Annotated in this window: 16 protein-coding genes; 5 read left to right on the top strand and 11 right to left on the bottom strand. The window is 67.3% G+C overall.

Features of this window, described 5'->3' with window-relative positions:
- Nucleotides 1-12 precede the first annotated feature (12 nt).
- On the bottom strand, nt 13-1083 hold the full coding sequence (locus QMZ26_RS10730) for a ferredoxin reductase (RefSeq protein WP_234458271.1): 1071 nt from the start codon (nt 1081-1083) through the stop codon (nt 13-15).
- A 92-nt stretch (nt 1084-1175) separates the two neighbouring features.
- Between QMZ26_RS10730 and fabR the strand changes: the two genes are divergently transcribed.
- A complete protein-coding gene (gene fabR / locus QMZ26_RS10725) occupies nt 1176-1835 on the top strand; it encodes an HTH-type transcriptional repressor FabR (RefSeq protein WP_079222136.1) in 660 nt (219 codons plus the stop codon).
- A gap of 110 nt (nt 1836-1945) precedes the next feature.
- On the opposite strand, the gene mntR is transcribed toward fabR, so the two are convergent.
- Nucleotides 1946-2416 carry a manganese-binding transcriptional regulator MntR gene (mntR, locus tag QMZ26_RS10720; protein WP_283221436.1) on the bottom strand — a complete coding sequence of 157 codons (471 nt, stop codon included), beginning with the start codon at nt 2414-2416 and terminating at the stop codon, nt 1946-1948.
- Between the two features lie 116 nt (nt 2417-2532).
- Here mntR and QMZ26_RS10715 point away from each other — a divergent pair, with 116 nt between their 5' ends.
- The gene (locus tag QMZ26_RS10715) at nt 2533-3864 is read left to right on the top strand and encodes an Nramp family divalent metal transporter (RefSeq protein WP_283221435.1); all 1332 of its coding nucleotides are present in this window, start codon (nt 2533-2535) and stop codon (nt 3862-3864) included.
- Nucleotides 3865-3956: 92 nt separating this feature from the next.
- Here QMZ26_RS10715 and QMZ26_RS10710 read toward each other — a convergent pair whose 3' ends face one another.
- From QMZ26_RS10710 to QMZ26_RS10695, 4 genes are all read right to left on the bottom strand, one after another.
- Nucleotides 3957-4283: a thioredoxin family protein gene (locus QMZ26_RS10710; RefSeq protein WP_079222139.1), complete on the bottom strand. Its 327-nt coding sequence runs from the start codon at nt 4281-4283 to the stop codon at nt 3957-3959.
- Nucleotides 4255-4734, bottom strand: a complete 480-nt coding sequence (locus QMZ26_RS10705) for a flavodoxin (protein ID WP_237772098.1) — start codon at nt 4732-4734, stop codon at nt 4255-4257. Before QMZ26_RS10705 ends, QMZ26_RS10710 begins: the two co-directional genes overlap by 29 nt.
- Before the next feature lie 13 nt (nt 4735-4747).
- Nucleotides 4748-5788: a ribonucleotide-diphosphate reductase subunit beta gene (locus QMZ26_RS10700; RefSeq protein ID WP_079222141.1), complete on the bottom strand. Its 1041-nt coding sequence runs from the start codon at nt 5786-5788 to the stop codon at nt 4748-4750.
- Between the two features lie 108 nt (nt 5789-5896).
- Entirely contained in the window at nt 5897-8260 is a 2364-nt protein-coding gene (locus QMZ26_RS10695; protein WP_283221434.1) for a ribonucleoside-diphosphate reductase subunit alpha, read from the bottom strand.
- A 432-nt stretch (nt 8261-8692) separates the two neighbouring features.
- Between QMZ26_RS10695 and QMZ26_RS10690 the strand changes: the two genes are divergently transcribed.
- Complete coding sequence (locus QMZ26_RS10690) at nt 8693-9670, top strand: zinc-binding dehydrogenase (RefSeq protein WP_108759736.1); 978 nt, start codon at nt 8693-8695, stop codon at nt 9668-9670.
- Between the two features lie 72 nt (nt 9671-9742).
- Here QMZ26_RS10690 and betT read toward each other — a convergent pair whose 3' ends face one another.
- From betT to QMZ26_RS10670, 4 genes are all read right to left on the bottom strand, one after another.
- A complete protein-coding gene (gene betT, locus QMZ26_RS10685) occupies nt 9743-11722 on the bottom strand; it encodes a choline BCCT transporter BetT (protein ID WP_079222144.1) in 1980 nt (659 codons plus the stop codon).
- 135 nt (nt 11723-11857) lie between these two features.
- Nucleotides 11858-12238: a VOC family protein gene (locus QMZ26_RS10680; protein WP_079222145.1), complete on the bottom strand. Its 381-nt coding sequence runs from the start codon at nt 12236-12238 to the stop codon at nt 11858-11860.
- A gap of 67 nt (nt 12239-12305) precedes the next feature.
- A complete protein-coding gene (locus QMZ26_RS10675; RefSeq protein WP_200732028.1) occupies nt 12306-12626 on the bottom strand; it encodes a multidrug efflux SMR transporter in 321 nt (106 codons plus the stop codon).
- Nucleotides 12623-12979, bottom strand: a complete 357-nt coding sequence (locus QMZ26_RS10670) for an SMR family transporter (protein WP_079222147.1) — start codon at nt 12977-12979, stop codon at nt 12623-12625. The genes QMZ26_RS10675 and QMZ26_RS10670 overlap by 4 nt, the downstream gene beginning before the upstream one ends.
- Before the next feature lie 157 nt (nt 12980-13136).
- On the opposite strand from QMZ26_RS10670, the gene QMZ26_RS10665 reads away from it, so the two are divergent.
- Entirely contained in the window at nt 13137-13988 is an 852-nt protein-coding gene (locus tag QMZ26_RS10665; RefSeq protein ID WP_283221432.1) for a LysR family transcriptional regulator, read from the top strand.
- Nucleotides 13989-14081: 93 nt separating this feature from the next.
- Here QMZ26_RS10665 and QMZ26_RS10660 read toward each other — a convergent pair whose 3' ends face one another.
- Nucleotides 14082-15002 (bottom strand): M14 family metallocarboxypeptidase, encoded by a 921-nt coding sequence (locus QMZ26_RS10660; protein ID WP_200732026.1) that lies wholly within the window; start codon nt 15000-15002, stop codon nt 14082-14084.
- Nucleotides 15003-15146: 144 nt separating this feature from the next.
- Here QMZ26_RS10660 and QMZ26_RS10655 point away from each other — a divergent pair, with 144 nt between their 5' ends.
- Nucleotides 15147-17222 (top strand): TonB-dependent siderophore receptor, encoded by a 2076-nt coding sequence (locus tag QMZ26_RS10655; RefSeq protein ID WP_283221431.1) that lies wholly within the window; start codon nt 15147-15149, stop codon nt 17220-17222.
- The last annotated feature ends 32 nt before the right edge of the window (nt 17223-17254 follow it).

The raw sequence follows: 17254 nt of genomic DNA, 5'->3' as shown, positions 1-17254 counted from the left end.
GGCAGCAGGTCCTCAGAGATCCAAAGTCAGGTCGGTGGTCGGTGCGCTCACGCAGATCCGCACCGGCTGCGCCGCTTCGGACTGCATTTCACCGGTGCGCAGGTGGCGGGTGGTGCCACTGACGCGGTCGCAGGTGCAGCTGTTGCAGATACCCATGCGGCAGCCGTGCTTGGGCTTGATGCCCTGCGCTTCCAGGCTTTCCAGCAGCGAACGGCCGCGCGCGACCTTCAGCTGGCGGCCACTGCGGGCCAGGGTCAGGGCGATCTCGCCGGCACTGTCGGCATCGCCGAGCGGTGCCGGCGGGGTGAAGGCCTCGGCCTGGAAACCGGCCACCTGGTGCACCAGGCGTTGCCGTGCAGCCGCCACGAAACCATCCGGGCCACACGCCAGCACGTGGCGCTGGGCCAGCGGGGTGTCGTCGCCGGGCACGGCCAGCGAATGGGTGGTGACGCGCGCGGCCGGCACCTCGCCTTCGCGGGTGGTCAGCAGGTGCACGCGCAGGTTCGGGGTGGCCGCGGCCAGCGCCTGCAGTTCCTCACGGAACTGGAACGCGGCGGCGTTGCGTTCCCAGTAGAACAGGTCCACCGGCGCGGCCAGCGGGCGGCGGCAGGCCTCGCGCAGCAGGCTGCGCATGGGCGTGATGCCGCTGCCGGCGGCCAGCAGCAGCACCGGGGCAGCGGCGGGCATGTGGAAGTCACCAAAGGCCGCATCCAGGCGGAACAGATCGCCCGGCTTGGCGTGGTGGACCAGATGCTGGCTGATGGCGCCGCCCTCGACCGCCTTGACGGTGATGGCCAGCTCACGGCGACCCAGCGCGGTCGGGCTGTAGCTGCGGCGCAACACGCGCCCTTCAAGCTCCACGCCCAGGGTGATGTGCTGGCCGGCGCGCATGCCGGCCCAGTGCCGGTTGCAGCGCAGGACCAGGGTGGCGGCGCCCTCGCCGGCCGGCTCGCGCCGGACCAGGCGGGCCAGGGGCTCGCGCAGGGTCCACAACGGATTCAGCTGGCCCGCCCAGAAATCGAACAGCGACGGCGACAGCCAGCGGTACGGGGAAAACAGGGAGGGACGGATCACAGCGCTCATGGGCGCACTATACGGCCGCACATACACCTGTGTATACATGTGTATATTGCTCCGGATTGGGTATGATTCAGCCTTGCCCCTCCGGAAGTGCCATGGCCGCCGCCACAGTTCTGTCGCCGCCCGAAGATGCCAACAGCCCGGCCCGCCGTACGGTGAGCCGCGAGGATCTGTTGGCCGCCGCGCTGAAACTGATCGGCCCGCACCGCAGCCTGTCCACGCTGAGCCTGCGCGAAGTCGCGCGCGAAGCGGGCATTGCCCCGAACAGCTTCTACCGGCAGTTCCGCGACATGGACGAACTGGCCGTGGCGCTTATCGACGTGGCCGGCCGCTCACTGCGCACGATCATCGGTGAAGCGCGCCAGCGCGCCACGTCCAGTGCGACCAGCGTCGTGCGCGTATCGGTGGAAACCTTCATGGAGCAGCTGCGCGCAGACGACAAGCTGCTGCACGTGCTGCTGCGCGAAGGCGCGGTGGGCTCGGATGATTTCAAGCACGCGGTTGAACGCGAACTGCACTATTTCGAAGAAGAGCTGCAGCACGACCTGGTGCGCCTGGCCGCGCTGGACGGCGCCAAGCTCTACAAGCCGGAACTGGTGGCCACCGCCATCACCCGCCTGGTGTTTGCCATGGGCGCCACCGCGATGGACCAGCCGCCGGAGAAAGACCCGGAGCTGGTCGAACAGATTTCCACGATGATCCGCATGATCATCGTCGGCGCCCGCAGCCCGGCCGCGTTCCGCCGCGGCAGGTAGATCCACGCCATGCGTGGATGAAATCTGTCAGATACCGAATGAATTCATCCACGCACGGCGTGGATCTACTGTGCCGGCCAGCGGCCGGCACTACCGCCTCTGCCAAAACCTCAGCCCGCCCCGCCCTCGGCCTTGCGCACGAACGCTTCAAACAGCGCCAGGGTCTGCTCGCTCACATGGTGTTCGATGCCCTCGGCATCGCGTCGCGCCGTGTCCGGGTCGACGCCCAGCGCCAGCAGGAAGCGCTCCACGGTCTGGTGCCGCTCGCGGCTGGCATGGGCCAGCGCCTCGCCTTCCGGGGTCAGGAACACGCCCCGGTACGGCCGCTGCACCACCCAGCCATCACGGGCCAGGCGCCGCAGCATCTTCGCTACCGTCGGCTGCGCCACACCCAGGCGGGTAGCGATGTCGACCTGGCGCGCCTCGCCGCCATCGGCCAGCAGGTCGGAGATCAGCTCCACGTAGTCCTCGACCAGCTCCATCCGGTGTGCCTCGCGCACCTGCCGGAAGCTCTCGACCTGGCGCTCGGCCTCGATCAAGGGGGGGGTCTTTGCCGATGTCGAAGCGCCTGTCTTGCCCACGCGTGTGCCTGTCCTGCCGAGGTATTCCGGATCTGAACCTGAATTCTGGACCAGTGACGCAGCAAAGACGATTGTTTCACATTGCTAATGGATATAGCAGTGGCTATATTGCAGCCATGAATACCGTCGCGCCCACCGACTCCCCGGCCGCCCCTGCAGCCAGTCTCGGCGCGCTCAACGCCTCGGTGGCCGTACCCGAAAAGGGCCACTGGTGGTTCCGCCTGCTGGCCTTCATCGGCCCCGGCTACATGGTCTCGGTCGGCTACATGGACCCGGGCAACTGGGCCACCGACCTGGCCGGCGGCTCGCGCTTCGGCTACCTGCTGCTGTCGGTCATCCTCATCTCCAACCTGATGGCAGTGATCCTGCAGGCCTTGTCGGCGCGGCTGGGCATCGCCACCGGCATGGACCTGGCCCAGGCCTGCCGCGCGCGCTATCCCAAACCAGTAAACCTCGCGCTGTGGGGCCTGTGCGAAGCGGCGATCATCGCCTGCGACCTGGCCGAGGTGATCGGCACCGCCATCGCACTGAAGCTGCTGTTCGACCTGCCACTGCTGTGGGGCGCGGTGATCACCGCACTGGACACGCTGCTGGTGCTGCTGCTGATGAACCGCGGCTTCCGCGCCCTGGAAGCCTTCGTCATCGCCCTGCTGATGATCATCTTCGGCTGCTTCCTGGTGCAGATCGCACTGGCCGCGCCGCCGGTGATGGAGGTGCTGGGCGGCTTCATCCCGCGCACGCAGGTGGTCACCGATCCGCATGCGCTGTACATCGCCATCGGCATCATTGGTGCCACGGTGATGCCCCACAACCTCTATCTGCACTCGTCCATCGTGCAGACGCGCGCGTATCCACGCACCGATGAAGGGCGTCGCAGCGCACTGCGCTGGGCGGTGACTGACAGCACCATCGCGCTGACCCTGGCCCTGTTCATCAATGCCAGCATCCTGATCCTGGCGGCTGCCGTCTTCCATGCCAACGGCCGGTTCGACGTGGAGGACATCGAGCAGGCGCATCAGCTGCTGGCACCGATGCTGGGCGTAGGCCTGGCCTCGACCCTGTTCGCGGTGGCCCTGCTCGCTTCAGGCCTGAATTCCACGGTGACCGCCACCCTGGCCGGTCAGATCGTGATGGAAGGGTTCCTGCACCTGCGCCTGCCCCCGTGGCTGCGCCGGTTGATCACCCGGGCGCTGGCGATCATCCCCGTGGTGGTGGTGATCCTGCTGTTCGGGGACCAGGGCGCGGTGAAGCTGCTGGTGCTGAGCCAGGTGGTGCTGTCGATGCAGCTGCCGTTTGCAATCATTCCGCTGGTACGGCTCGTGACCGACAAGGCCACGATGGGCGCGCTGGTGGCCCCGCGCTGGCTGGGCAGCATCGCCTGGGTGATCGCCGTGGTGATCGTCATGTTGAACGTGAAGCTGCTGGTGGATACCTTCGCCGGCGCGTAACGAAAGGGAGCGTGGCCCCAGTAGATCCACGCCATGCGTGGATGGCGCCTCATCACGCACCGCGCGACAGGCAACCGAGCATGGGCTCGGCTCTACAGATGCATCGCGATCGCGGCTTCTATCTGCTGCGGCGACTGGAATCCTGGCAGGCGCTGGCGCTCGTCACCATCGCGGAACAACGACAGCGTCGGCGTCTGCCGCAGCCCCAGTTCGCGAAAGAACGCTTCGCCCAGCACCTCCAGCTGCACGCGCAGCAGCGTCGTGCCCTGCCCTGCCACGCTGTTGGCCACGCGGTGCAGCGACATCTCCAGCATCCGGCACCCCGGGCACTGGTCCTTGTGGAAATCCACCAGCACCCGCGGGTGCTCGGCCAGCAGCTGCTGGAACTGCTCAGGCGTGGTGGCGTCGATGATCTGCATCGCAGGTGCTCCTGTAGTGGGCCAGGACCGTATCGGTCCAGGCATCGATGGCCGCGGCGTGGCGTTCGCCATGCGGCATCTGTTCGATTTCCAGCGGCGGGTAGCTGCTGTTGAAGTAACGGATCAACCGGTGCACGGCGCCGCAGTAGTACTCCTGCCCCCACTGCGTTTCGCCGGTCCCGAACACCGCCAGCTGGCGTGGGCGCTGGCCGCGCTCGGCGATGCCAGCCACCCAGGCCTTCATCTCCGAGGGCGTCCGCCCGGCGTTGTCGGTCCAGCAGCCCAGCAGCACCAGGTCGGCTTCATCGGCGGCCAGCGGCGCGGCGGCGCGCAGGTCATCGGCCTCCTGCCAGTGCACCACATGCCCGGCCGCCTGGCAGCGCGCCTGGATGTGCCGGCCCAGCTCGCGGGTGTTGCCGCTCAGCGAGGCCACCACCAGCAGGATGCGCAGCGCCGCGCCCGGCTCAGAGGTCGTCGAAGCCGTTGTCGACGTTGGTCTTCTTGTAACTTGCATTGCGCATCTCGAAGAAGTCGGTCTTGGTTTCGGTGAAGTTGTCTGCGTAGGCCTTGATCCACGGCATCACGTTGTCGGTGGTGTCGCTGTACAGGCGCTCGATGCCCAGCATGCCGGCCATCTTGTTGGCGCGGTACTTCACGTAGCGGGTCATCTCCTCGACGTCGATGCCGTCGATGCCGTCCAGCACTTCCGATGACCACTGGGTTTCCAGCTCGATGGCGTGCTCGAAGGCCTGGTGCACATACGCCGTCAGCTCGTTGGTCTGCAGCTCCGGGTTCTCGCCGATGATGGCGCGGATCAGCTCACTGATGAACTTGGTGTGGGCCAGCTCGTCGCGGTTGATGAAGCTGATGATCTTGCCGGTGCCGGTCATGCGGTTCTGCCGGACCATGTTGTAGAAGTACGCAAAGCCGGAATAGAAGTTGATGCCTTCCAGGATCGACGACTGGATCAGCGACTTCAGCAGGGTCTCGGCGGTCTTCTCGCGCATGAAATCGTCATACGCCCCCATGATCGGCGCGTTGCGCTTGATGATGGTCGGATGGGTACGCGCCAGTTCGAACACGCGGTTCTGGTTGGGCAGGTCGGTGATCGAGGCCAGCACGTAGCTGTAGCTCTCGTTGTGGATCACTTCCTGCTGGCCGATGATCGCCGCGTTGGCATGGGCGGCCGGGTCGGTGATGTACTCGGCCACGTTGTAGATGAAGCGGGTCTGCGGCGAATCGAGCGTGGCCAGCAGGCCGATGATCGAGTCATAGGCATTCTTCTCGCGCCCGGACAGCTCGCCGTACTGGCGCGCGTCCAGCTTCATGTCCACCTCGTCGGGGATCCAGAAGTTGGTCGACAGCTCCTTGTAGGCCCGATAGAACGACGGGTACGGAATGTCGTTCCAGTTGAGGATGCCACTGGTGCGGCCGTTGATGATGCCGGTGCTGCGGTTGGGATGGCGCGGTTCGAGGATCTTGATGCGGTCGAGGGGGGTTGCCATGGTCGTCTGCCTTCGGATTGCATGCGTTGCATGTGTAGAGCCGAGCCCACGCTCGGCTGCGATGCGCTTGAGCCGAGCATGGGCTCGGCTCTACAGCAGTCCCAGCGATCAGCTGGAGCACCACTCGCATTCGCTGATGTCGATGTCGTTGGAGCGCACGTAGTAGGTGGTTTTCAGGCCCTCGCGCCACGCGCTCAGGTGCAGCTCCAGCAGCGTGCTGGCGCGGATGGTGCTGGGCACGTACAGGTTGAAGCTGATGGCCTGGTCGACGTGGCGCTGGCGGCGGGCGTTCTGCCGCACGCTGGCGAACTGGTCGACCTTGTAGGCGCCCTTCTCATAGTAGGGCCACGTCTCCAGCGACAACCCCGGCGCGGCCACGGGCCGGCGGAAGTCCTTCTTTTCCTCGTAGTAGAACGCGCTGTAGATCGGGTCGATCGACGCGGTGGATCCGGCGATCTGCGCGGTACTCATGTTCGGCGCCACCGCCAGCAGCCAGCCGTTGCGCAGGCCATGCGTGGCCACGTCGCGGGCCAGGCTGTCCCAGGCGGCGCCTTCGTAGCGGCGGTCACGGAAATAGGCACCGGTCTGCCAGTCGCTGCCAGCGAACATCGGGTAGCTGCCCTTTTCGCGCGCCAGCTGCAGGCTGGCCTGGATGGTCAGGAAGTTGATGCGCTCGAACAGCGTGTCCGACAGCGTCTCGGCCTCTGCCGTCTCCCACTGGATGCCCTGCTGCGCGAGCAGGTGATGCCAGCCGAAGGTGCCCAGCCCGATGGCGCGGTACTTGCGGTTGGTGATGGTGGCCTGCGGCACCGGCAGTGCATTGAGGTCGATGACGTTGTCGAGCATGCGCACCTGGATGGGAATCAGCCGCTCCAGCACATCCTTGGCCAGCAGATCGTCCGGTGCGGTGATGGCCCGCCCGAGGTTGATCGAGGACAGGTTGCAGACCACGAAATCGCCGGCGCGGCGCGTGGTGACGATCTGGTCGCCGCTGACGATCTCCTGGATCATCCGCGTCGGGCTCATGTTCTGCAGGATCTCGGTGCACAGGTTGCTGGAATAGACCATGCCCGCGTGCTTGTTCGGGTTCTTGCGGTTCACTTCATCGCGGTAGAACAGGAACGGGTTGCCGGTCTCCAGCTGGCTGACCATGATCCGCTTGAACAGATCGATGGCACGCACCGTGCGGCGGCTGATGCGTTCGTCGCTCACCAGTTCGGCGTAGCGGTCGCGGAAGCTGCCGGCACCCCGCGTCTCATCGTAGAAGTCCTGCAGGTACCAACCCTTGGCCTGCTTCACCTCGTGCGGGTCGAACAGGTACCAATCGGCCCGACGCTCCACCGCCTCCATGAACAGATCAGGCACGCAGACCGCAGTGAACACATCATGCGCGCGCAGCCGCTGGTCGCCATTGTTCAGGCGCAGATCGAGGAAGGCCTCGATGTCGCGATGCCAGATGTCCAGATACACCGCCACCGCGCCCTTGCGCTGGCCCAGCTGGTCGACCGACACGGCGGTGTTGTTGAGCTGCTTGATCCACGGCACCACGCCGCCGGAGGAATTGGGCACGCCGCGGATCGGCGCGCCGCTGCTGCGCACATAGCCGAGGTAGGCACCCACGCCGCCACCGTGCTTGGACACGCGGGCGATGTCGGTGTTGGAGTCATAGATGCCCTGCAGGCTGTCATCCACCGTATCGATGAAGCAGCTGGACAGCTGCCCGCCGACCTTGCCGGCGTTGGCCAGGGTCGGCGTGGCCACCGTCATGTACAGGTTTGACAGCGCCCAGTACGCCTCGCCCACCAGCTGCATGCGACGCTCCCTGGGCTTCTCGTCCTGCATCAGGTACAGCGCGATGGTCAGCCAGCGCTCCTGCGGCAGTTCGTACACCTCGCGGCTGCGGTCGCTGGCCAGGTAGCGCGTGGCCAGCAGGTACAGGCCGTTGTAGGCGAACAGGCGGTCGCGCTCGGGCTCGATCATCTGGCCGGCCTGCTGCAGTTCGTCCTTCGAATAGCAGCGCAGGATGTCGTTGCTGTACACGCCGCGGTCGGCCAGGCTTTCCTGCAGGCCCACGTAGGAACCGTATTTCAGGCTGACATCGTAGAAGCGGTTGCGGCTGGCGCGCTTGTACAGCCGACGCAGGTACAGCCGCGCGGCAAACTGCTCCCACTCCGGCGCCACCAGGTCCACGCGCGATTCGGCCTCGCGGATCAGCAGGTCCACCAGGTCATCGGCGCTGATGCTCGGCTTGCGCTCGACCATCGCCTGCACCACGCGGCGGTAGTCGCCCACGTCCAGCTGCGGGAACTCGGCGTGCACGCTGTCGATGCTGCGCTGCAGGCGTCCGGCGTCGAACGGCAGCCGGCGGTTGCCCGCTTCCTTGGTGATCCAGGTCGGCACGTGCTCGCCCGCAGCGCGCAAAGCGTCGCCGGCGCCGGCCAGATCGGCCGTGCGGTAGGTGTTGTCGGTCATGGTGGTGGAACTCCAGGCTCGCACGCGCGGTGGCGGTCGATGCCATGGCGGCCCTGCACGCGATACCGGCGCACGGGGCGATCGGGGATGTATGCCAAAGCGCGGGAACACGAGGTCGTCGGCGATAGCCTGCGCCTGCGGCCGGTATCCGGGCCGTGGGGGCGACCTGTGTCCGCACGATGGCGGCCGCGTCGACACGGCAAGCCTTCAGGGGCGGGCCGCGGGACGTTTGCTGCATGTCCGGCGGCGGCGGCTGACCGGGGGTGACGGCCACAACATAGTGGGGATGAATCGAGCCGTCAACACAAGATGCGGTAATCACGACATGCCGCGACGATCCGTCGCAGGATGCCGTGTTGCACCACCGGCGCCTTGTCCACGGCGCCGCCATCCCCAGTTGGTTACAACCTCCTTTTCAACCGGAAGTCCCCCATGCGTGCTGCCCAGTACACCGCCTTCGGCGATCCCGCCACCGTCCTTGCCATCGCCGATGTCGCCCTGCCCGAGCCCGGCCCCGGCGAGGTACGCATCCGCACCACGCTTGCCTCCATCCACAACCACGATCTGCTGACCGTGCGCGGCCTGTATGGCTACAAGCCGACCTTGCCGGCAGTAGGCGGCAGCGAAGCACTGGGCGTGGTCGATGCTCTCGGCGAAGGCGTTCAGGGCCTGCAGGTCGGCCAGCGTGTCGCCGCTGCGTCGGTGCATGCCACCTGGGCCGAAGCGTTCATCGCGCCGGCGCGCATGGTCATCCCGATGCCGGACGCCATCGCCGATGAAACCGCGGCACAGTTGATCGCAATGCCGCTGAGCGCCCTGATGCTGCTGGAATTCCTGCACGTCGAGGCCGGCCAGTGGATCGTGCAGAACACCGCCAACGGCGCCGTCGGCAAGTCGCTGGCGATGCTGGCGCGCGCGCGCGGGGTCAACGTGGCCAACCTGGTGCGCAATGCCAAGGCGGTCGCGCAGCTGCAGGCACTCGGCATCGACCACGTATTCGACACGTCGCAGGACGGCTGGAAGGACCGCGTGCGCGCGGCCACGGGCGAGGCACAGGCAGCCGCTGCGGTCGATTCCATCGGTGGCGATGCCAGCGCCGACCTGGTGGAGCTGCTCGGCCTGCACGGCACCCTGGTCTCGTTCGGCGTGATGAGTGGCGAGGCGATGCGCATTCCCGCCAGCGGGCTGATCTACAAGGAAGCCACGGTGAAGGGCTTCTGGGGCAGCAAGGTCAGCCAGGCGATGCCGGTGGAAGACAAGCGCCGGCTGGTGGGCGAACTGCTGCAGCGCGCGGCCAGCGGCGAGCTGACCCTGCCGGTGGACGGCATCTTCGCGCTGGACGACATCCAGGCCGCGGCCACCGCAAGCGCGCAGCCGGGGCGCGGCGGCAAGGTGCTGCTGCGGGTCTGATCGCTCGAGGGTGGAGCCGAGCGTGGGCTCGGCTCTACACGGAGGTGCGGACCAACGGTCCGCACCCACCCATCAACGGCTCAGATGCAGGAACTGCAGGTGCCGTTCGTACTGGCTGATGATGTCGTTGATGATCTGCTTGCGGCTGTAGCCCACCAGGTCGTAATCCTGGCTGCCTTCGAACAGATGCACTTCGGCGCGGTAGTAGCGCTGGTTGCGCAGCTGCTGGGCGGCGAAGGACGGGGTCAGGTAGCCGCTGAGGATCACCCGGTACAGGAAATCCTGCTGCTCGCCGTGGTTGACCGACAGTTCCATGTCGCCCGCCTCGAAGCGCGTGGCCACATCCCAGCCCTGCCCGCGCAGCTGCTCGGCCACCGCTTCCATCGCCGGCTTCACCGTATCGTCCATGAAGCGGTAGACCTGGTCGCGCACCGGGAAGTGCATGGCCTGGCTCAGGCGCTGGCGCCAGCCCTGGTGGTGGCGGTCATCGCCGATCAGCGGTGATGGCCGGAACTGCTGCGCGCGTTCGCGGTGCGATTCGTCACTGAAGGCGCGGGTCAGGCCCCACATCATCAGCAGCAGCACCGCCGAGAACGGCAGCGATGCCAGCACCACCGCCGATTTCAGCGCATCGATGCTGCCGGCCAGCAGCAGGCCTGCGGTGAGCACCGCGATGACGGTACCCCAGAACACGCGCAGCCAGCGCGGGCCGTCGTCCTCGGGCGCACCGCCGTGCGAGGACAGCGTGGACAGCACCACAGCGCCCGAATCGGCCGAGGTCACGAAGAAGATGAAGCTCACCAGCACGGTCACCGCAATCACCACCCGGCTCCATGGGTAGCCATCCAGCAGCGCGTACAGCACCGTGGGCGGATCATCCACCGCCAGCTGTGCCAGCTGCTGCTGGCCATGGTGCAGCACCTGGTCCAGCGCACTGTTGCCGAAGATCGACAGCCACGCCAGGGTGAAACCGAGCGGTATCAGCAGCACGCCGAACACGAATTCGCGGATGGTGCGGCCACGCGAGATGCGCGCGATGAACAGGCCCACGAACGGCGCCCAGCCGATCCACCAGGCCCAGTAGAACACCGTCCAGCCACCGAGCCACTGCGGGCGGCCGCCATAGGCGTACACGTCGAAGCTCTTGCCGACCACGCTGCCCAGGTAATCGCCCAGGTTCTGCATGAGCGTGCTGAGCAGGTACTGGGTGGGGCCGGCGCACAGCATGAACAGCACCAGCGCGATGGCCAGCAGCATGTTGATGTTGGCCATCCAGCGCACGCCCTTCTCCACCCCGGACACGGCCACCGCCACGGCGGCGCCCATCATGCTGGCCACCAGCAGGATCTGCACCAGGTTGGAGTGCGGCACGTTGAACAGGTGGGTCAGGCCGGCGTTGAGGTGCAGCACGCCGAAACCCATGTCGGCACCGATGCCGAACACGGTGGCGACGATGCCCAGTGCATCCACGGTGTAGCCGATGGGGCCGTTGATGCGCTTGCCGATGAGCGGGTACAGCGCCGAGCGCAGCGCCAGCGGCAGGTTGTGGCGATAGGCGAAGTAGGCCATCGCCATGGCCGCCAGCGCGAACACGCCCCAGCCATGCAGGCCCCAGTGCAGGAACAGCAGCTGCATGGCCTGCCGCGCGCCTGCCTCGCCAGCAGCGGCATCGCCCTGCGGCGGCTGCAGGTAATGGGTGAGCGGCTCGGAAACGCAGAAGAAGAACAGGGTGATGCTGATGCCGGCGGCGAACAGCATGCCGGCCCACGAGAGATAGCTGAATTCCGGCTCGTCGTGGTCGGCGCCGAGCTTGATGCCGCCGTACTTGGACAGCGCCACGCCCACCACGAACACCAGGTAGAGGGTCATCGCCAGCAGGTAGTACCAGCCGACGTTGAGTGCGGCCCAGTCCTGCGCCTTCAGCAGCAGGCGGCCGGCCCCCAGCGGGAACAGGCTGACGAACAGTGCGAAGGCAACGACAACGATCGCCGCGAAGGCGAAGACGGGCCGGAGAGTGCGCACCGGGGTGTGTTGAGGCTCCAGTGCTTCCATCGGCAGCCATCTCCGGTCGATCAGGGATTAGCCGACCGAGTCTGCATGAACGGCAGTGGACGCAGGATGAAGTGCGGGGTTGCAACGACAGCCCGCGGACAGGTGCGGCGTGTTATCGCGCGCGCGGCGCGCCGCTCAGCCCATCACGTGTACACCGCACAGCTTGTTGCCATCCGGATCGCGCAGGTAGGCCAGGTACAACTGGCGCCCCGCCTTGTGGCGCACACCGGCCGGCGCTTCAATGGCGCTGCCGCCCTGGGCCACGCCGGCATCCTGCCAGGCGTGCACCGCCTGCGGGGACTGCAGCGCAAAACCAATGGTGCCGCCGTTGGCGTGGCAGGCCGGCTGGCCATCGATGGGCGGGGTGACGATGAACATCCGCCCCTCCTTGATGTAGACCAGCTTGCCGTCTTCGTCGGTCATGCCCGGGCGCCCGCCCATGGCGGCGAACAAGGCATCGTAGAAGCGGCGCGAGACCGCAAGATCGTTGGAACCGACGGTGATGTGGCTGAACATGGCGGGCACTCGATTGCGGGATGCCTGCAGTGTCAGCTACACCACCGCGCGCCGCAATCGCCGCCGCTCAGGCGGTGCTGAGCAGCAGGACCGCAGCGGTGACCAGGGCGATGCCCACCCAGCCGATGGGGCGCAGCCGGTTGCCGAACAGCAGGCGGCCGCAGGTGGCCGTGCCGATCACACCGATGGCGCCCCACAACGCATAGGCCGTGGCGAGGTCGATGTGGCGCACTGCCTGGCCCAGCATCGCGAAGGCGATCCAGACCAGCACGATGGCCCCGGCACCCCAGTGCCAGCGGCGGAAGCCATCGGATCGGGCCACCATCATGTTGGCGGCCACGTCGATCAGGGCCGAGCAGATCACGAAAAACAGTGCGGTCATGTTCATGCGTGCGCCTCCCCCAGGGTGACGCAGACGATGCCGACCACCGCCAGCCCCAGGCCGGCCAGCTGCTGCAGCGACAGGTGCTCGCCGAACACCCACACACCAACCACGGTCAGCAGGGTCAGGCCCAGGCCTTCCCACACGGCATAGGCCACGCCCACCGCGATGCGGCGCACCGACAACGCCAGGAAGTAATACGACAGGGCCAGTGCGGCCGCCATCACCGCATAGCCGACCCAGCCGCCATCGCGGGCGGCGTGGGCCATGAACGACGTGCCGACCACTTCGGCGACGATCGCCACGGTCAGGCAGGCCCAGGCGACCAGCGCGCCACGGGCGGGAACAATGCGGGACATGGGGAACTCCTTGTGGCCGCGCCGGAGCCGGAGGGTAGATCCACGCCGTGCGTGGAAGCGCGCTGCCTGCCGCAGGAAGGTGGTAGGCACGGGAGGCAGTATCATCGCCTTTTACGTTGACCCCAAGATGGATTCCATCGACAGGAGCGATGGATCGATGCCCTACTCTCCCGAATCCCTGCAGGCCTTCGTCGAGGCCGCTGCACTTGGCTCGTTCTCCGCAGCGGCGCGTCGCCTGCGCAAGACCCAGTCCACCGTCAGCACCGCCATCGCCCATCTGGAAGCCGACCTGGGCGTGGCCCTGTTCGACCGCAGCGCGCGCTACCCGCAGCTGACCGAGGCCGGGCGCGAGGTGCTCGGCCACGCGCAGGAGATCCTCGCCGCCGACCAGCGCCTGCAGCAGTTGAGCGTACGCCTGGCCGCGCCCGTCGAGCCGCGGCTGACCGTGGTGTTCTCCGATGTCTACCAGCTCGACCCGGCGCAACGCGTGCTGCAGCGTTTTGCTGAGGGGTTTCCCGAGGTGGAGCTGGAATGGCTGGATGCCGAAGGCCACGATGTGCTGGAGATCGTTGCCAGCGCGCGCGCCGACCTGGGCCTGCTGCCACGACAGGAGCGCTATCCCGATGCGCTGCTGGCGCAGCCGCTGGCCCACCACAGCGAGCTGGCGATCTACGTGGCCCTCGAGCATCCGCTGGCACGGACCGGCACGCGCGCCTCGCAGCAGTTGGCCCGGCACCGGCAGGTGCGGCTGAGCGCGCAGGCCGATCATGCACGCGCCGCCGCTGGCCGGGTGTGGACGGCCTCGGACTACCTGATGGTGATGGAGATGGCCGAGGACGGCATCGGCTGGGCTGAACTGCCGCGGGCACTGGTGCAACGCTACGACCGCGGGAGGCTGCTGGAGCTGCGCCTGCCCGGCTGGCCGCGGCGCATCCACAGCGACCTGGTGCGCCGCCGCGACAGCCCGCCGGGGCCGGCCGCGTTGTGGTGGGCCGACGCATTGGGCTGATCGCGAGGAGGTTGTCCCGCGATTGCCGGCCAGCGGCCGGCCCTCCCCATCAGTAGATCCACGCCGTGCGTGGATGCGAAGGATTTCAACCGGTCAACGGTGGGCCAGCGCGTAATCCAGCGCCGAGCGCACCGCCGCCACCTGCGCGTCGTTGCACTGCTCCGGCGTCGCCCGCGGGCTGTCCGGGTAGACCTCGGTGGTGGTGGTGTACTTCGCACCGGTAATGCCCGCGCACAGCGCCAGCTTCACCAGCGGGTACTCGATGACGCCGTGCGCGACCACCGGCGAACCGATGATCTCGTTCTTTTCGTCGGCCGGAGCGATATGGGTCACCTGCTCGACCGCGGCGATCACCGCCTGCTGGAACGCCGGCTGCGGGTTCTCACTGTCATCGACCAGATAGAAGCCATCGGGAATCAGGCCCGGTTCGAACGGCTTGCCATCGCGCGCAGCCAGCGCCGGGCGGAACTCGCTCTCGTCGCTGTCGGTGGTCTCGTGCAGGTCGATGTGCAGCACGAACTGCCCCTTGTACGGGGCGATCAGCGCGATGACGGCGGTCGATTCACGGGCCGGGCCATCAGCGCGGAAATTGCGGTTCGGGTCGATCGCATCGTAGTTCCAGCGGTTGATGCGCTCGAAGCCCCACGGGTTCACGCACGGCGCCACCAGCAGATTGGCCTTGCCGGCGTAGTCGGCCGCGTGCTGTTCCAGGAAATCCAGCGCCCCCATCACGCCGCTGGTCTCGTAGCCGTGCACGCCACCGGTGACCAGCGCCGCCGGCAGGGCCGGATTCCAGTCGTGGCTGCGCAGGGCGAACAGGGTGTAGGTCTCACCGGCATAGTCGAGCTGGCCATAGGCCACCTTCTCGAAGCGGCCGGCCAGCGCTTCGATGCGCGGCAGCACTTCCTGGTCATAGCGGCGCAGGCGCTGCTGGCGGCCGCGCCACTGCTCCCGTTCCGCCGTGCCCCACGGCTGGCCAGGGGTTCCGACGGGATAGAAAGCGGCAGTGGACATGGCAGATCTCGGCAGTCAGGAAACAATTTTCCATTTTACCACCGGGCCATTCAGGCCACGTCCGCGCCACCCCCGAAAGACGCATTCCATTGGCGAATGGAATCAGCAATAATTCTCATTTACGACCCTTCCGCACCCGCCTCCATGCCCTTCCGAATCCTGCCCCCGGCCCGCCTGCCCCTGGCCGCCGCCCTGACCCTGTGCCTGTCCGCCACCGCCTTTGCGCAGGACAGCGCCACCACCCTGGACAGCATCCAGGTTTCCGGCAGCTGGCTGGGCACCGGCCTGCACGACAGCGTGAAAAGCTTCGCCGGTGCCCGCACCGTGGTCGACCGCCAGCGCATCGACGCCAGCGGCGCAGCCAGCATCGGCGATGCCATGCGCCGCATTCCCGGCGTGCAGGTCACCGACAACTCGGGCACGGCGGGCAGCTCGGTGTCGCTCAACATCGGCGTGCGTGGCCTGACCGGCCGCTACTCGCCGCGCTCGACCGTGCTGCTGGACGGCGTGCCGCTGGCAGTGGCGCCCTACGGCCAGCCGCAGCTCTCGTTTGCCCCGACCAGCCTGTCCAACATCGAGTCCATCGACGTGGTGCGCGGCGGCGGCGCGGTGCGCTACGGGCCGCAGAACGTCGGCGGCATCATCAATTTCAGCACCCGCGCCATCCCCACCGAGGCCGGCCTGCACGGCGAAGCCGGCGTGCGCTACACCGCCTACGACCACGGCGGTGGTGACAGCACCCAGTACAACGCCTTCCTCGGCGGCACCAGTGACAACGGCCTGGGCATGGCCCTGCTGTACTCGGACCAAGACGGCCGCGGCTGGCGCCAGGGCAGCGATGACCGCTTCGACGACCTCGCGCTGAAGTTCGCCTATGCCATCGATGAGCAGCAGGAGCTGCGCGCGAAACTGTCGTACTACGATGTGCGCTCGCTGACCCCGGGCGGCCTGACCCGCGCCCAGTACGAGGCCGATCCGTTCCAGAACACCCGTCCCACCGATTTCTGGAAAGGCCACCGCACCGGCATCGACCTGGGCTACACCAATACCCTGTCGGCCAACAGCGAATTCGAAGTGCTGGCGTATTACAACGAAAGCAACCGCGCCAGCTCGCTCATCAACGCTGCCAACACCCAGCTGACCGTGCAGCCGCGCGACTACCGCGTGCTGGGCATCGAGCCGCGCTACACCCAGCGCCTGCGCTGGGGCAGCACGGTGCATGACATCACCGCCGGCTACCGCTTCCTGCGCGAGCGCGGCAACGACCGCAGCTACACCGTGGTCCGCCGCACCGGCGTGGAAAGCGCCATCACCCGCTTCGACAACGCCACCGATGCGCACGCCTTCTACGTCGACGACCGCATCGCCGTGGGCCAGTGGCGCATCACCCCGGGCGTGCGCATGGAGTGGATCGACATGGACCGCCGCCAGGCCGGCGGCGGCACCACCTTCAGCAGCCGCAACGACAAGGCGCTGCCGTCGATCAACATCGCCTACCTGCTGACCCCGCAGCTGACCGTGTTCGGCAACTACACCACCTCGTTCGGGCCGGTGCAGAACATCCAGCTGAATTCGCAGACCGCCAGCAACCCGCTGAACCCGGAAGTGGCCAAGACCACCGAGCTGGGCGCGCGCTGGCAGGACGGCGCCCTGCGCGCGGAAGTGACCGTGTTCAAGATGCGCTTCGACAACCAGATCCAGCAGGTGCCGGGCATCACCCCGCCCACCTTCCAGAACATCGGCGCCACCGACCACAAGGGCGTGGAGAGCGCGCTGGAGTACCGTTTCGCCGAGGACAGCGCACTGGCCGGGCTCGAGCTGTACGCGAACTACACCTGGACCAAGGCGATCCAGCAGTCCGGCGACAACCGCGGCCTGGACGTCCCCTTCTACTCGCGTGACACCGACAGCATCGGCGCCCGCTACGCCCTCGCCGCCTGGACCTTCAACGTCTCCAGCACCCACCAGAGCGGGCAGTTCTCCGATGCCGCCAACACCTGGGCCGAGAGCGCCGATGCGCGCGTGGGCCGGGTGCCGGGCGTACGCCTGTTGAACGCGCAGGTGGCCTGGCAGGTGCCGGGGCTGGCTGACAGCGAGATCGCGCTGGGCGTGAACAACCTGGCCGACAAGCGCTGGTACACCCGCAATGTCGACGGCAACGCCGGGCGCATGGTGGCCGCGCCGCGCACCTTCTACGTGCAGGGGCGCTACCGCTTCTGAGCCCGTAGCCGCCCGATGCGGTGAGGGCAGCG

The sequence above is a fragment of the Stenotrophomonas sp. PFBMAA-4 genome, assembly GCF_030053215.1.
Taxonomy (GTDB): domain Bacteria; phylum Pseudomonadota; class Gammaproteobacteria; order Xanthomonadales; family Xanthomonadaceae; genus Stenotrophomonas.
The sequence above is the reverse complement of the archived record's forward strand: the minus strand, read 5'-3'. Positions and strand labels throughout refer to the sequence as shown.

Coding starts and splice junctions, on each gene's coding strand:
- QMZ26_RS10715 (WP_283221435.1), top strand. CDS start 2,533: ATGAATACCGTCGCGCCCACCGACTCCCCGGCCGCCCCTGCAGCCAGT.
- QMZ26_RS10680 (WP_079222145.1), bottom strand. CDS start 12,238: ATGTTCAGCCACATCACCGTCGGTTCCAACGATCTTGCGGTCTCGCGC.
- QMZ26_RS10675 (WP_200732028.1), bottom strand. CDS start 12,626: ATGAACATGACCGCACTGTTTTTCGTGATCTGCTCGGCCCTGATCGAC.
- QMZ26_RS10690 (WP_108759736.1), top strand. CDS start 8,693: ATGCGTGCTGCCCAGTACACCGCCTTCGGCGATCCCGCCACCGTCCTT.
- QMZ26_RS10700 (WP_079222141.1), bottom strand. CDS start 5,788: ATGGCAACCCCCCTCGACCGCATCAAGATCCTCGAACCGCGCCATCCC.
- QMZ26_RS10710 (WP_079222139.1), bottom strand. CDS start 4,283: ATGCAGATCATCGACGCCACCACGCCTGAGCAGTTCCAGCAGCTGCTG.
- QMZ26_RS10730 (WP_234458271.1), bottom strand. CDS start 1,083: ATGAGCGCTGTGATCCGTCCCTCCCTGTTTTCCCCGTACCGCTGGCTG.
- QMZ26_RS10695 (WP_283221434.1), bottom strand. CDS start 8,260: ATGACCGACAACACCTACCGCACGGCCGATCTGGCCGGCGCCGGCGAC.
- betT (WP_079222144.1), bottom strand. CDS start 11,722: ATGGAAGCACTGGAGCCTCAACACACCCCGGTGCGCACTCTCCGGCCC.
- QMZ26_RS10665 (WP_283221432.1), top strand. CDS start 13,137: ATGCCCTACTCTCCCGAATCCCTGCAGGCCTTCGTCGAGGCCGCTGCA.
- fabR (WP_079222136.1), top strand. CDS start 1,176: ATGGCCGCCGCCACAGTTCTGTCGCCGCCCGAAGATGCCAACAGCCCG.
- QMZ26_RS10660 (WP_200732026.1), bottom strand. CDS start 15,002: ATGTCCACTGCCGCTTTCTATCCCGTCGGAACCCCTGGCCAGCCGTGG.
- QMZ26_RS10655 (WP_283221431.1), top strand. CDS start 15,147: ATGCCCTTCCGAATCCTGCCCCCGGCCCGCCTGCCCCTGGCCGCCGCC.
- QMZ26_RS10670 (WP_079222147.1), bottom strand. CDS start 12,979: ATGTCCCGCATTGTTCCCGCCCGTGGCGCGCTGGTCGCCTGGGCCTGC.